At 61.5% G+C, this 12,327-nt stretch carries 26 protein-coding genes; 4 read left to right on the top strand and 22 right to left on the bottom strand.

Annotated features, from left to right (window positions below):
* Position 1: 1 nt before the first annotated feature.
* The 22 genes from JI59_RS18105 to JI59_RS17995 all read right to left on the bottom strand — a co-directional run bounded on the left by JI59_RS18105 (position 2) and on the right by JI59_RS17995 (position 10,871).
* Positions 2 to 508: a hypothetical protein gene (locus JI59_RS18105; protein WP_038576587.1), complete on the bottom strand. Its 507-nt coding sequence runs from the start codon at positions 506 to 508 to the stop codon at positions 2 to 4.
* Positions 505 to 1,209, bottom strand: a complete 705-nt coding sequence (locus JI59_RS18100) for an MT-A70 family methyltransferase (RefSeq protein ID WP_007011200.1) — start codon at positions 1,207 to 1,209, stop codon at positions 505 to 507. Before JI59_RS18100 ends, JI59_RS18105 begins: the two co-directional genes overlap by 4 nt.
* Entirely contained in the window at positions 1,206 to 1,862 is a 657-nt protein-coding gene (locus JI59_RS18095) for an HNH endonuclease family protein (protein WP_007011201.1), read from the bottom strand. The genes JI59_RS18100 and JI59_RS18095 overlap by 4 nt, the downstream gene beginning before the upstream one ends.
* On the bottom strand, positions 1,849 to 2,094 hold the full coding sequence (locus JI59_RS18090) for a hypothetical protein (RefSeq protein WP_007011202.1): 246 nt from the start codon (positions 2,092 to 2,094) through the stop codon (positions 1,849 to 1,851). The genes JI59_RS18095 and JI59_RS18090 overlap by 14 nt, the downstream gene beginning before the upstream one ends.
* Positions 2,091 to 2,291, bottom strand: coding sequence for a hypothetical protein (locus JI59_RS18085; RefSeq protein ID WP_007011203.1), 201 nt, complete (start codon positions 2,289 to 2,291; stop codon positions 2,091 to 2,093). Before JI59_RS18085 ends, JI59_RS18090 begins: the two co-directional genes overlap by 4 nt.
* The gene (locus tag JI59_RS18080; protein WP_138921229.1) at positions 2,288 to 2,629 is read right to left on the bottom strand and encodes a hypothetical protein; all 342 of its coding nucleotides are present in this window, start codon (positions 2,627 to 2,629) and stop codon (positions 2,288 to 2,290) included. Before JI59_RS18080 ends, JI59_RS18085 begins: the two co-directional genes overlap by 4 nt.
* Positions 2,626 to 2,898: a hypothetical protein gene (locus JI59_RS18075; protein ID WP_038576584.1), complete on the bottom strand. Its 273-nt coding sequence runs from the start codon at positions 2,896 to 2,898 to the stop codon at positions 2,626 to 2,628. The genes JI59_RS18080 and JI59_RS18075 overlap by 4 nt, the downstream gene beginning before the upstream one ends.
* Positions 2,895 to 3,113, bottom strand: a complete 219-nt coding sequence (locus JI59_RS18070) for a hypothetical protein (RefSeq protein WP_007011206.1) — start codon at positions 3,111 to 3,113, stop codon at positions 2,895 to 2,897. The genes JI59_RS18075 and JI59_RS18070 overlap by 4 nt, the downstream gene beginning before the upstream one ends.
* Positions 3,110 to 3,289, bottom strand: a complete 180-nt coding sequence (locus JI59_RS18065; RefSeq protein ID WP_007011207.1) for a hypothetical protein — start codon at positions 3,287 to 3,289, stop codon at positions 3,110 to 3,112. Before JI59_RS18065 ends, JI59_RS18070 begins: the two co-directional genes overlap by 4 nt.
* Positions 3,286 to 4,401, bottom strand: a complete 1,116-nt coding sequence (locus JI59_RS18060; RefSeq protein ID WP_007011208.1) for an ATP-dependent DNA helicase — start codon at positions 4,399 to 4,401, stop codon at positions 3,286 to 3,288. Before JI59_RS18060 ends, JI59_RS18065 begins: the two co-directional genes overlap by 4 nt.
* Complete coding sequence (locus tag JI59_RS18055) at positions 4,398 to 4,592, bottom strand: hypothetical protein (protein ID WP_007011209.1); 195 nt, start codon at positions 4,590 to 4,592, stop codon at positions 4,398 to 4,400. Before JI59_RS18055 ends, JI59_RS18060 begins: the two co-directional genes overlap by 4 nt.
* The gene (locus JI59_RS26255; RefSeq protein WP_160289742.1) at positions 4,582 to 5,112 is read right to left on the bottom strand and encodes an NUMOD4 domain-containing protein; all 531 of its coding nucleotides are present in this window, start codon (positions 5,110 to 5,112) and stop codon (positions 4,582 to 4,584) included. The genes JI59_RS18055 and JI59_RS26255 overlap by 11 nt, the downstream gene beginning before the upstream one ends.
* Complete coding sequence (locus JI59_RS18045) at positions 5,102 to 5,491, bottom strand: hypothetical protein (protein WP_007011211.1); 390 nt, start codon at positions 5,489 to 5,491, stop codon at positions 5,102 to 5,104. Before JI59_RS18045 ends, JI59_RS26255 begins: the two co-directional genes overlap by 11 nt.
* 34 nt (positions 5,492 to 5,525) lie before the next feature.
* Complete coding sequence (locus tag JI59_RS26250; protein ID WP_081473897.1) at positions 5,526 to 5,882, bottom strand: DUF968 domain-containing protein; 357 nt, start codon at positions 5,880 to 5,882, stop codon at positions 5,526 to 5,528.
* Positions 5,882 to 6,463, bottom strand: a complete 582-nt coding sequence (gene ssb, locus JI59_RS18035; protein ID WP_007011213.1) for a single-stranded DNA-binding protein — start codon at positions 6,461 to 6,463, stop codon at positions 5,882 to 5,884. Before ssb ends, JI59_RS26250 begins: the two co-directional genes overlap by 1 nt.
* Positions 6,464 to 6,680: 217 nt before the next feature.
* Positions 6,681 to 7,016 carry a hypothetical protein gene (locus JI59_RS18025; RefSeq protein ID WP_007011215.1) on the bottom strand — a complete coding sequence of 112 codons (336 nt, stop codon included), beginning with the start codon at positions 7,014 to 7,016 and terminating at the stop codon, positions 6,681 to 6,683.
* The gene (locus tag JI59_RS18020; RefSeq protein ID WP_007011216.1) at positions 7,016 to 7,999 is read right to left on the bottom strand and encodes a hypothetical protein; all 984 of its coding nucleotides are present in this window, start codon (positions 7,997 to 7,999) and stop codon (positions 7,016 to 7,018) included. The genes JI59_RS18025 and JI59_RS18020 overlap by 1 nt, the downstream gene beginning before the upstream one ends.
* An 11-nt stretch (positions 8,000 to 8,010) precedes the next feature.
* A complete protein-coding gene (locus JI59_RS25740; RefSeq protein ID WP_007011217.1) occupies positions 8,011 to 8,703 on the bottom strand; it encodes an ERF family protein in 693 nt (230 codons plus the stop codon).
* A gap of 97 nt (positions 8,704 to 8,800) precedes the next feature.
* Positions 8,801 to 8,983 (bottom strand): hypothetical protein, encoded by a 183-nt coding sequence (locus tag JI59_RS18010; protein ID WP_007011218.1) that lies wholly within the window; start codon positions 8,981 to 8,983, stop codon positions 8,801 to 8,803.
* Positions 8,980 to 9,324, bottom strand: coding sequence for a hypothetical protein (locus JI59_RS18005; protein ID WP_038576573.1), 345 nt, complete (start codon positions 9,322 to 9,324; stop codon positions 8,980 to 8,982). Before JI59_RS18005 ends, JI59_RS18010 begins: the two co-directional genes overlap by 4 nt.
* A complete protein-coding gene (locus JI59_RS18000; RefSeq protein ID WP_138921231.1) occupies positions 9,324 to 9,590 on the bottom strand; it encodes a hypothetical protein in 267 nt (88 codons plus the stop codon). Before JI59_RS18000 ends, JI59_RS18005 begins: the two co-directional genes overlap by 1 nt.
* A gap of 612 nt (positions 9,591 to 10,202) precedes the next feature.
* Positions 10,203 to 10,871, bottom strand: a complete 669-nt coding sequence (locus JI59_RS17995) for a LexA family protein (protein ID WP_007011220.1) — start codon at positions 10,869 to 10,871, stop codon at positions 10,203 to 10,205.
* Positions 10,872 to 10,955: 84 nt separating this feature from the next.
* Between JI59_RS17995 and JI59_RS27140 the strand changes: the two genes are divergently transcribed.
* The 4 genes from JI59_RS27140 to JI59_RS17980 all read left to right on the top strand — a co-directional run bounded on the left by JI59_RS27140 (position 10,956) and on the right by JI59_RS17980 (position 12,316).
* Entirely contained in the window at positions 10,956 to 11,156 is a 201-nt protein-coding gene (locus tag JI59_RS27140; RefSeq protein ID WP_007011221.1) for a helix-turn-helix domain-containing protein, read from the top strand.
* Entirely contained in the window at positions 11,153 to 11,287 is a 135-nt protein-coding gene (locus JI59_RS28025) for a hypothetical protein (RefSeq protein ID WP_007011222.1), read from the top strand. Before JI59_RS27140 ends, JI59_RS28025 begins: the two co-directional genes overlap by 4 nt.
* Before the next feature lie 313 nt (positions 11,288 to 11,600).
* Positions 11,601 to 12,059, top strand: a complete 459-nt coding sequence (locus JI59_RS17985; RefSeq protein ID WP_138921233.1) for a hypothetical protein — start codon at positions 11,601 to 11,603, stop codon at positions 12,057 to 12,059.
* Positions 12,056 to 12,316 (top strand): DUF2312 domain-containing protein, encoded by a 261-nt coding sequence (locus JI59_RS17980; protein WP_007011224.1) that lies wholly within the window; start codon positions 12,056 to 12,058, stop codon positions 12,314 to 12,316. Before JI59_RS17985 ends, JI59_RS17980 begins: the two co-directional genes overlap by 4 nt.
* Positions 12,317 to 12,327 lie beyond the last annotated feature (11 nt).

The following is a 12,327-nucleotide window of genomic DNA, read 5'->3' as shown; positions in this document are numbered from 1 at the left end:
ATCAGCCACAAGCCACCTCATCGGCTGGCATCTGGTATCGGATGCGATGATCCTCAGGCAGGTAACGGCGAAAGCTCGCAACTGCCTCGTCGATGTTGGGATGTCTGCCGGCAATTCCGCCGTCATGGCCGCGTTGAAAGAACGAGAGCTCCATGTGGCCCCACGCCTTTGCGCGAATCTCGACACGGATGCGCGCCTCGTGTGCGAGCAGGACGAGCATCGTCAGGGCGCCGCTATCGAACGTCGCCATGCGGCCATCACGCCACGGCACAAACATTCCGGAATGGTGACCGTTCGAGCCTGGCGCGCCCCAATTAACGCGCTCCCAATTGATCGGGGCATTGTAGATCCCGCCGCCGACCATGCCGCAGATTTCGATCACCTTAGCCTGGAACTGGGTGAGCTTCTCCGGAGCTGGCTTGTAACGTTTCCGGTTCTTCCCGGCGAGGTTGGCATAGTGGTTGTTGGACTCCACCCATCTGGCGTGGTCCATAGTCGCGTAGCTCATGCTGCCACCTCATCAAACTTGCCCGCCTCATCGCCCCAGCTGTCCCAGCCCGGGCGGTTCGTGCGGCTGAAAATCTCGGCGTAGGGCCCGGCGTAGAGGGCCTCGACCATCTCGTACTGGCTGTCAGGCTTGCGGCTGTGCTCGCGGACTGGCGCGACGATCAGGTTGCGCACGCTGCGCGACTGCACCCGCGGCTGGCCGACCGTTCCAACGATCAGGAACTCGGCTGCCGAGCGGAACACGTAGCCCGTCCCGAAGGCCCACTTCGCGCCAGTGGTCGACTGCTTCGCCCAGGCCGCGCCCGACTTGTAGACAAAGCCCCACGCATTCATGACCTCGATCGCTTCAGGCAGAAGCGGCGCCGTCGCCCACATGAACATGGCGCAGTCCGGTGCAGCGAGGTGCGCAACGGGAAGCGCGGCGATGTCGTCGAGCGACATGCACTGGTAGTGCGCCGTCGGGTTCTTGCCCTCGCCCTTCCCGCTGAAGTTCCGGAAGTGCCACGGGGGATCGACCAAGAGCGCGCCGTAGGAGAACGGGCGCATGGTGCCGAAGGGCCAGGTGTTGCGCTTGCCACTGGAATTCGAAACGAAATCAGTGTTATCGGGCGCGCCGCCACTGGTTTGTGGAGCGCGGCTGTGTGGAGCCAGGTCGTGTCCAAAGCGATTATGCGCTGGCGGGTTCGATTCCTGCCCGGTCATGACTTGCGAGCCTCCCGCGCCGCGTGCTCGACCTTTGCCACCGCGAGGACTGCTGGCTTGAGTTCGTCGGGAGCGTCATCGTAGGCCAGCACATGCCGGTAGCGATTGCCGCCAGCGAGACGGGGCAGAAGCGCCCGCGAGATCAGCTCCCAATTGCTCGGATCGGTGTTGAGCTTGTCGCCCAAGCACTTGAGGCAATAGCCTTCCGGAACAGGTCCGTTGGCGGCTTCCCATTCGATCAGGTGTACCGCGCGCCAACGCGATTGCAGCGGCATGTCATCGTGGATCTTGCGCTCGCGATAGCCGTTCTTGCTCAGGCGTTCTGCGCCCACCGGCTTGTAGAGCTTGACCGCAACACCCTTACGCTCGCCTTTCTTGAACTGCGTGCGGCGCGCGTTCGGGTGCAGCCCGCCAGTGCCGGGCGCACACTTCTTGCCCTTGTTCATCGGCTCCTGCCCCTTGGCGAAATGCCCGGTGCGGCCAGTCTTCCAGCCCTTCCGCTTGCGAAGTGCGTGCAGATGGCCGGCGGTGACATCATCGCGCGCAAACTCGGCGACGAACGCGCGGTGATAGTCGCTGATGACCATCGAGCGGTGCTCCTCAAGCCAGTCCAATTCGGCGGCGCTGTAGGGGATGAACTTACCCTTCGGCATCGGTCTTTCCGATCATGGGGAGCATGGGCCGGAAGCGGTCGCCGTGGCTGGCGATGAGATTTGCGGCCTTGAGTTGAAGGTCGGCGTTGCGGATGATCTGGTCTGCGACCTGGACCATCGCGTCGGCGCGCTTGGCCTCCTGCTCGATCTTGTCAGCGTCCATGTCCTCGTCGCCCAGGCGCTCGAGCTGCATGAACAGGTGATCGTTGAGGTCGGTGAGCTTGTTCTTCATGCGGCTGCTCCGAAAAGGTCCATCTGGTCGGGTTTGGCCGCCTCAATGGCAGCGGCTTCCCGCTTGGCGCGCTCGGCACCAGCGATCAGGAATTCGCGAAAGCTGGGATCGCCCTGCCATTCGCGCGCAACAGCCTCGCGGATCAGGACTTGCGCATAATAGCGCAGGAACTCCGGGTCGTTGCGCAGGTCGGTCATGCTTCCCCCCTCGCCTTGGCGAGCGCTGAATCGATGCGAGCTAACTGTGCGTCGAGGTGTTCGAGATCCGGCCTTGCTTCGTCTTCCAGCGTGTCAGGATCACCACCTATCGTGTGGCAATCGAAAATTACGTCGCGCTTCTCGGCGACCTCGTCGCGGGCAAGGAAAAGCTCAGCGTAAAGCTCAGGCGCGGCGGCGATCAGATCCTCGTCGGCTTTTCTCCCAAAAAACGTAGAGATCAGCGCCACAATCACGCCGCCCGGCGCCATGATGGGACGAAAGCCGTCCATGGCTGCGCCAGACTTGCGCCAAGGTCCGGTTGTATGCTGCCCGCTCATGCCCTGCCCTCCGCCTTGGCGATGGCGGCTTCGACGCGATCGGAGAAGGTGTTGCCCAGGCCAACGCTTTCCCACGCAATGCGGCGATCAGCTTCAGCGAGGAGGTTGAGCAGCTCAGGCGCGGCGGACACCATCTCCGGCTTCACAGGGCACGGCCACCCGCCGCACCAATCACTGAACTCGCGAGTGAGCCCACGATCGTCGATGAACTTGATCGCGTTTACAGCCCATGCCTTGACGGTGAACGTCTCTGGATGCTTCCCGCTCATGCCATCACCCCGCGCGGCTGGCCTTCCTCGGTGACCGGGGAGGTCTTGGCATTCTCTGCTCGCTGGATTTCAGCGCGGGCCGCAATGCGGTTCAGCGTGCGCTGATGGTCAGCGCTAGGCATGAGGGCATGGACGTAGAGCGCGGAAGCACACATTTCGAGGCGTTCCTGCCAAGTCTGATTGGTCCAGTCGGTGGCCTGTTCGAGGAGGTTCATGCGTTGCTCTCCATCGGAAGAAAGTGGGTCGGTTCGAAATTGAGCTCGCAGCCATTGGCGTAACGCCAGGCATCGCGGACCCAGTAAGTGAGGACGAAGCCGCCGGAAGGGCGCGCAATGCGGACGTAGCTGCCGTCGCGCGGGGCATCGTTGATGGGGGAAAGGTGCTCGTTCATACGATCACCGTGACTTGCTCGGCCGCGCGCGTGACCGCGGTGTACAGCCAGTTCTTCTTCGCATCGCGAAAAGCTCCGGACTCGTCGAAGATTATGACGTTATCCCACTGAGAACCTTGGCTCTTGTGGCATGTAATCGCCCATCCGAAGGTGAACTCCTGCGAGCCACGCTTCTCCTGCCAAGGGATGGTCTGCTCGGTCCCGTTGAAGAACTCCTCGAAGACCTCGACCTTCAATGGATCGCGCTTTTCATCGAGCGAGTTGACAGTGATCCCGAGCTTTCCGCCCAGGTCCTCAATTGACTCGGCATCCCAAAGGCCGCCGTTGAAAAGGTGCTTGGTCTTGTCGTTGCGGAGGCAGATCAGCCGGTCGCCGACGGTCGGGTGCCATGGACGGCGAGAGCCAGCGAGGCCCTTCATGGACCTGACGCGCTGATTGTACGAAGTGCGCGTCCGGTTCAGGCCGCACAGCAACTGGTCCGCGCCGAGCACAAGCTCGCCCAAGCGTTCCCGGCCAAGTTCGCGCGAACGCGCGATCAGGCTGTTCCCGTAAGTGCCCGGCGTCAGGCGCTTGCCATCTCGTATGTCCATAGACATGCGGATGATTGGATTGTCCTGCGCCTGCCGATGAACCTCGGTCAGCATGACGTCCGGCTCTGCGTTGATGAAGAAGCCTTCGTCCTTGACCGGCGGAAGCTGGGCCGGATCGCCAAGGACAAGGATCCGCGTACCGAAGCTGAGCAGATCGCGCGCCAAATCCTCGCCGACCATCGACACCTCGTCGACGATCAGCAGAGCAGCTCCCGCGAGGTCGCTCTCATCGTTGAGCTTGAACTCTGCCTCGCCAGTTCGCTCGTCGATCTCGACGCGGTAGATCAGGGAATGGATAGTCGAAGCGTCTTCGCAGCCCTTCTTCCGCAGGACCAGCGCCGCCTTGCCGGTGAAGGTGGCATAGAGGACCTTGCCCTTGACGGAATCGGCGAGCTCTTTCGCGAGCGTCGTCTTGCCGGTTCCCGCATAGCCGAACAGGCGAAATACCTGCGGACTGGCCTTGTCGGCGAGCCATCCACGAACATTGCGGATCGCGGCATCCTGTTGCGGAGACCAGCTCATGCGGCGCTCTCCTCTCGTTCAGCGATCACTTCGCGGGATTTGCGCAGCGTAAGCTGGATCAGGTCGGCCACCTTCTCGACCTTCGGGGCCTCAGACAGGCCGGTCGCGCCGGGCCAGACCCGGACGACATAAGCTGCGACCTTCTCGGCCTCGTCGTAAGTGAGGTGCAGCGCACCGGCATCACGCTGCATGTTGCATTGCCTCCTGCCGGAGTGTCGTGACGTCCACGGCTTGCCAACTCTTCCGATTTCGGATGCGGCAGATCTGAGTGCGGCTGACACCGAAGCGGCGCGCCAAAACAGGGCCGCTTTCGGAACTGCTCAAGATTTCGGCTACGTCGTCAACAGACAGCTTCGCATGGGGATTGTTGGATCCTGTGTAAGGATTTCCATGCTTCCCGCGATCCTCGGCGTTTTCAGCCTGAGTGGCCCAACGAAGGTTAGACACCTCGTTGTGCAATCGGTCGCCGTCGTTGTGGGCCGCCAGCATGTCGGGACCGGGCTCGCCATGAAAGGCTAAGCAAATCGCCCGGTGGATTCCGAGATTCTGGGCCTTCCCGTTGATAGACGTATGGATTCGCAAATATCCTTTGCTCATCCTAGGCTTAAGGATACGCCAAGAACCGGTGCGGTTACTGCGGGCGCGTCCGACGCTCGAAATCTGATAACCGGGGTAGCCAGGGATATCCCGCCATTCTTCATTAAGCTGCATCGCGGGCCTCCGTGTGCAGGGTTTCCACCGCGACGCCGGTCCATGTGCTCCACAGGTGGAGGGCCTTCGTGGTGAACTCGGCGCGCTCGGCCTCATTCATCGCGCGATTGCTGGTCGAGCGACGGCGGCGGTAGACCTCGCCGGATGGTAGGACTTGCTCATCGTAAACCCGGAGCTTGTCCCGGGTGATGTCGTGGAGATCCTGCTCGTCGAGCGTGAGGCCATGCATATCGTTGAGTAGCGGCGCAACCAGTGCTGCGACGGACCAATACAGGCCGCGACGGCGCTGGTTGGCGACGCCGCCCTTGATCTCGACGCGCACCTTGCCCTTGATCTCGCGCATCGCTTCTTCGGCAGCTCGGTTCGCGGGACGAAGCATGCCCAAGCGGGTTTCAAACATGAGTGGCGGGCGATCAGCAGACATTGCGGCGCTCCATCTGTTCGATACGGATTTCCGCTGCTTTCGGGCTCGCTGTGGCGAACTCGGCGGCCAGCGCGTGAAAGTCGATGCCGTGGAGGCGCTCGAAGGGCCCTTCGCCGATGCGGTGCTGCTCGGCATGATGATCCCTGCAGAGGCTTACGGTGAACCAGTCGCTCGGCTTGCGTCCCATTCCCGCATCAGAACCGCCACGGACGTGGGCGACCTCGATCGGCATGCTATCGCAGCCGGGGACGACGCAGTGATGTGAGCGGACGAAGTTACAGTGCGCCGGTGAGCGCCAGCGCTCTGACCGGTTGCGCTGCTTCGCGATGCGGGCTGGGAGCGCCATTACCAGATGCTCCGATCAGTGATGAATGGAATATCGTCGTCGAGGTCGTCGCCAAAACCGCCGTCGTTGCCCCAGTCGTTGCGGCCACCGCCTCCACGGGACTGATCGTCTTGCCAGCCACCCTTTGCGGAATTGTAGAGTTCGCGGTCGCCTTCGCGCTGCCCGTGCCCCCGTGATGTCCCGCGGCGCTGCTGATTGCCGCCCCAGTCGTCACGGCCGCCGCCGTTGCCCTGCGCGCCGTCCAGCATGACCAGCACCGCGCGCGGACCGGCAAGCACGACTTCGGTCGAGTAGCGGTCATTGCCGTTCTGGTCCTGCCACTTGCGGGTGCGGAGCTGGCCCTCGACGTAGATCTTCGATCCCTTGCGAAGGTACCGCTCGACCACTCCGACCAGACCTTCCGACTGGACCGAAATGCTGTGCCACTCGGTCCGCTCCTGGCGCTCGCCAGTGTTGCGGTCCTTCCAGCTTTCCGAGGTCGCGATACGCATCAACGCGATGCGGCCACCGTTCTGGAAAGACTTCACCTCAGGGTCAGCGCCGAGGTTGCCGACGAGGATTACCTTGTTGACGCTGGCCATTATGCTGACGTCCTTCCAAAAATCTTAAGGTCTACGCGTGGCGTCGGATCGACGGCGGCGGGAAGGCGATCGACCGGCATGTGCGGATAGCAGTCGCAATCCTGCCAATCGTTGTGGCCGAAGCTACCGTCACGGTAGTATCCGCGCCCCTCGCGGCGAAGGTAGAAGCCCTGCCCTTTGCAGCGCGGGCAATCGGGATGATGATGAGGGCTTGCCATCAGAATGGCTGCTCACAATCATCGGCGAGGAACGCCGGTACCGGGGAGGCTTCCTCCGGCGGCGGTGGCGCAATGTCCTCGATGGCCACGGGGGGATCGCGCATCGGGTCGAAGCGGGTTCCGACGATCTCGGCGCTCGTAGTGATAGTCGAGAGCACGCCAAGCACATGGAACGCGGTGCCGGGGTTTTCGGAAGCCAGGCGCGCGGCCTCGCATTCCGCCGACGCAAGGTTCGGGTGCTTGAAGCGAGGAGCGAAGCCGTCTTCATTCCAGACGAGCCAGAACGGCGCGGCAGGGGCGAGTCCATAATTACGGGCGAACTTGATCTCGGACATTATGCGGCCCTCTTGGTTTCGATGAACTTCACGCCGGGGATGGTGCGGCGAGTGGCCTCATTGCGGGCGTCACGCTCGGCCAGCTCCTGGATGAGCGACTGGAAGGCCTCGGGCTGCGCCTTGAGGTAGTGCAGGAGAGCGGCCTTCTGGTCGGTGATCTCGGCATGCCATGTGGAGCGCAGGCCGAGCGCGCGGACGCCCTCCCCTCCTCCTGCCGACACTCGCTCCTTGCTGACGCCCTTGGCCTGCTTGATCAGGGCTTCTGCACCGGCGAGCAGGTCGTCGGCCTTTTCCATTTCGGCCAGATCGGTGGAGGTCTTCGCCTCTTCGCGGGCCGAGATTGCCTCTTGTGCCGCTTTGGCAGCGGCGGCTGCGGCCTCCTGTTCACGCTGGCGGCGTTCATCGTCCAGCTTGTTGAGCCATGCCGTCGACATGTTGCCGGTCGCGAGAATGGCCTTCGTCAGCTTGCCATCGGCAATGGTCTTCTTGCCCTTCGACGTATAGCCGTTCTGCCAGGTCGCAATTTCGGCAATAGCGTCGTTGTGCGGTTTCTTTTCCTCGGCGGCGGCATCGTCCACCAGCTTGGCGGCTTGCTGCAGCTGGCGCATGAGGCGCCCCACAGCATCGGCTTGATCTTGATTGGCGATGACAAAGCCGTCGGCCCAGTTCGAGGCCTCGGACAGCAGGTCATCGACATGTGCATCGATGGCAGCGCGGCCCTTGAGAAGAGGCGCTGGCTCATCCAGATCAGGGCCGCCGTTGTCACCCTTGGGGGCCGGGCCGTCGCGCACAGGAGCCTCGCCGGCCAGTGCCTTCTCAGTGGCCTCGGCTTCGAGCTTGTCGACGTGAGCGGTCAGCGCCTCGATTTCGTCGGCGCGTTCCGGTTCATTGCGCTGCAGCTTGTTGCGCGCATTCTTGGCGTAGGACAGCGGCATTTTGGCGATTTCCTTCGGGCCGCTGCTTGAGTTGTAATGGGTCAACATGATGGGGCTCCTCAGAATGGGATGTCGCTGTCGTTGATGTCGTCGAAGCCACCGCCGTCGGTTTGACCGGCGCGGTTGGTTTCTTCCTTCGCCATGTCGGCGAGCTTGTCTTCGAGCTGGTTGATGGCCTTGATCGCCTGGGGGGCGGTCAGGTGCTTCAAGTCTTTGACCTTGAAGTGCTTGAGTATGGCGTCGGCGCTCGAATTGGTGCTTTCGAGCAACGAGATAACCCGCGACCATTGAGCCGGGCTGATGCGCTCCGGCGCATCTTGGCGCTGCCTGCGTGGAGCGACCTCATGCGTGGTCGCGTCTGCGTCGTTGTCGCCCTCCGTCGGGATCATGAATACTTGAAGTGCAGCGTACTTCATCGCTGCCGATTGAGCCTTGTTGCTGCTCTTGTCGGCGCTATCCATGGCCTCACCGACCATGCGCACAGTGTCGCTCGATCCATCCAGAGCCGACACGAGTTTGAAGTCGACAGTCAGGATCGTGTAATTGAGGACGCCGCCCTTCTGCGTCGGACGTTCCTCCCGCACCATATTGACCATAAACGGGAGCATCATCAGGCGGTTCGAAGCCAGGACGCCGCAGAGCGTGTTATACACGTCGTCGATGCCGCGGAAGTTGTAGCCCTGCTGCGTGTTGCGCCGGCCCTTGCCGATGCCTTCCTTGGACATTTGCTCCATGACGTTCGAAATCGCCATGTAGACAGCCGGCACGTTAGCGTCAGTCGCAGCTTCGATTGGGGTCTGAGCATTCATGGAAACTGACCGGGGCGGTTGTTGGCCGCTCCCGGCTCCCTCAGTGAGAAATGACGAAAGCGGCGATCACAGCGGCAACGCCCCACATGGCAGCGTTCGACCAGACCAAGCCGGAGTAGATGGAACGCCAGAGGTTATCGTCGTTGAGCGCTTGCAGCGGCCCATGGACGTGCTGGCGACGGGCCTCGCGCATGGCGGGCTTGCCGGAGAGCGTGCGGTTCATCGGTCTATGACCTTCCGGCACGCTGCGCGGTAAGCAGCCTTGTGAGCCTGATTTCCAGTGGCGAGAAGCGGCCGGAACTCGCGGAAGACTTCGTCGAGAAGGCGCTCGGTTTCGAGCCAGTCAGCATCAATCGCGGCTGCGCTGGCGGGAACCTCCGGCACATTGATCCGACGCACCGTGCATTCGAGTGCCAGACCGTCGAAGCGCCGCACATCGGCGTCATAGTTGTGATCGCCTGCGTGGAACGTGTGCTGACCTTGAGACAGCGACTTGCCGAGAGCGAAGTGCAGATCGGATGCACTGGCATTCAACAGCCGCGCGGTTTGACGGGTGCCGGGCATTACTGCGCCCTCCCCGCCAACTGCGCGGCAATCCAAGCCCTGCCGTCAGCGCGATCCAGCGCGTCACGGAGACGGCAGATCGCGTACTCGCAGCGCTCGATCACGAAACCGGCACGCTGCTCGACAGCCAGGTCATTGTCCTTGGCGACGATGTATTCCGCCTCGGTCAGCGCTTCACGGAGCGCATTGACCGCATAGGGCGGGAAGAAGGTGGCAGGAAGGTGCGCGTCTGCGGACTTCTCTGCGGTTATCGTGGTGATTTGCAAGGAAACCTCCATGGCGTGATGCCTGAAGCCTTCGGGGTCTGCGCTTGCGGCTCACCGTCGGGCTGATGGAGTTCTAAAAAGCATATCCTGATATGCCGCGCAAGAGAAAAAGCACATCTCAATATGCTTTTGCTCTTGCGCTGGGCCGAATCACGATCAGCACATCAGGATGTGCATAAACCTGACGCGCAACTTGTGCTGAGGTGTAGGGATGTGCAGAAACAAGTTGCCCCAGACCCGTTGCTGCGGATCTGGGGCGTGCGCGTAGCTAGGGTTGCGATGACCGGCGGCTACGACGCGAGACTTGTATGCCGGGGCGCGTGGATGCGCAAGAAGGGTAGCCCGAAAGGTCGATGCCCAAGCCACGCCGGAGGAACGCACAGCGAAAGCTGCCTCCGTGAAGAAACGACCGACCGACGAGCTGGCGAGCTACGTTCGGGCCTGTGAAGCATACAGCGGCTCCGGGGGATGGCTCCGAAGGGTACGACAGCTTCAAACAGGTGCGGGATAGCTTCTGCTACGGCAGGGCTATCTTGCCCTATGCCTGTTTCTCACCAGCTCACCAGAGAATCCACCAAAGGGTACTCGGGTCATTCGAATTTTTCACGAAATTCAGTTCACGCGGGGGCGGTAATCACCGATGACAATCCCTTTCACCTCGACATCAATAATGTCAGGCGGAAGATCATCGACACAGATCGGCGCCTGAAATTCAGGCTTTGAACTGCGGGGCCAAAGCCAGCGCTTGCCATCTTCGCTGATGCGAAGCTCCTTCACAGTGGCTTCAACCTCGCGATGATGGTCATAGGCGAACGCAATCACGTGATCGCCGTGCTGGGGCGGACGGAAGTCGAGCATATCCACCCAAATCACGATCGAACCTTCCTTGTACTCCAGGTCCATGGATGAGCCTGCTACCAGCAGCGCTTTTGCCTTCGACCGAAAGCGCGGAGGCACGGGGACGTCGATCGCGTACCAGTCGGATTGATCCCATTCCACGGCGTCTACGAAAACCCCTGCCTGCACCTTCCCAATAACCCAAATTGCCGTTGGCGACGGCGGCTCCGGCGTCTCGCCCGAAAGCTTCCATGAGGGCACGCGAGATGCCCTGGCAAGCTTAGCGTAGGTCATTGGATCGAGCGCTTGGCTATGACCATTCAGGAAATTGTAGATCGAATTCTTATCGACACCTGCAGACTTCGCCCACGGCGCGACCTTCAGTCGGTTGTCCGAAATATATTTGCGCAGGATAGCGCGTCTTTCGTCCGGCGTCTTTTCCATTCGTCGCGAGTAGCAATACGATCGCATATTGCGGTATGCATTCTGTCCTTGCAAAGCATATTCTGATATGCTTTTGTCGAGGCCATGGTTGAGAACCTCATCATCGACATTCGCGAGTGGCTGGGGGCACCCGGAAACTCCAAGGCGAAGCTCGCACGGCTGACTGGCCTTCACCGCAACACCCTACTTGGATGCGACCGAGACGACTGGAATCCTACGTTGGATGTCCTGCGCAAGATCGAGCCGCATGTTCGCAACGCCAGCGACACGAAGGCCGCAGCATGACCGCCGCCCAGAGCATCGCCATCGCGACCGGCATCGGCCTTAGTTGGCTGACCTTCGCCTTCGGGCTGGGGATTTTGATCGGCAAGGCCATTCGTGGTCCGATCGATCTCGACGAAGGCTTGGGAGGCTGACCGATGTCCGACCTCACCTTCGCCTTCTGCGTCATCATGCTCTGCCTCGCTGGGGCTGCAGTATACTTCGCGCTCAAAGGCGCGTCCTGATCCATGCAGGCAATGGGGGGCCTTTCCGAAATCACTGAGACAATCCCGCCCAGCGGGTCGCAGGCCGGTAGCGTCACAAGTCGTGCCGGCCACACTTCTCCGAACCGCTGCAATCCCCTCGCAGCGGCCAACCTGCCCGCGACGGTGCACGGCAATGTGAACCGCCCTGCTTTTCAGACCGTCGCGGGTGTTTTTTCTCCTTTCCATGATCGGGGTGTATCCCATGACTGAGAACCACTCAGCGGATTTGTCTCCGCTTTTCTCCCGCGAACAATCTGAGAACGCGTTCGCCTCGGCGTTGAACCTGTTCGTCGGCCGCGGGCGCCGCTACACCTCCAAGCAGGTAGAGCGAGCGACCGGCATTTCGCATCGCCGTATCGACTGCTTCCGGTCCTATCGTTCCGGCCACCCCGACCACCGACCGCTCGACATGGGCGCAATGCTTTCCCTCATGTCGTTCCTCGGGCCGGAGTTCACCTCGGAGTGGCTTGCACCGGTCGGCCAGGTCGCATTCCACAAGCCCGATGGCCTCGACTACGACGACATCGAGGACGAGGCTCGCAGCTTCCTTGAAGCGAAGGGCAAGGCGCATCACGTCGATAGCCCTGCTGGTCGTGAGCTTTCACCATGCGAGCGTGAGGAACTACGCAACCGGGCCATACGGCTCAGGGCGGTGGCATGAGCAACATCGATGAACGCTTGAAGCTGCTCGTCGAACGGGTGGAGCGACTCGAAGAAGAGCGAAAGGGAATCGGAGAGGATATCCGAGACGTTTTCGCGGAGATGAAAGCGGTCGGATACGATCCGAAGATCGTGCGAAAGGTGATCAAACTGCGCAAGATGCAGGATGATGCGCGCCGGGAGATGGACGCACTCCTGGATACCTACTGTGGCGCTCTCGGAATGCAGTTGGACCTCCCGCTTGGAGTTTCATCATAATGTTCAGCATC

This window comes from Novosphingobium pentaromativorans US6-1 (assembly GCF_000767465.1).
Classification (GTDB): domain Bacteria; phylum Pseudomonadota; class Alphaproteobacteria; order Sphingomonadales; family Sphingomonadaceae; genus Novosphingobium; species Novosphingobium pentaromativorans.
Note: the sequence above shows the minus strand (reverse complement) of the source record. Positions and strands in the feature narration are given on the sequence as shown.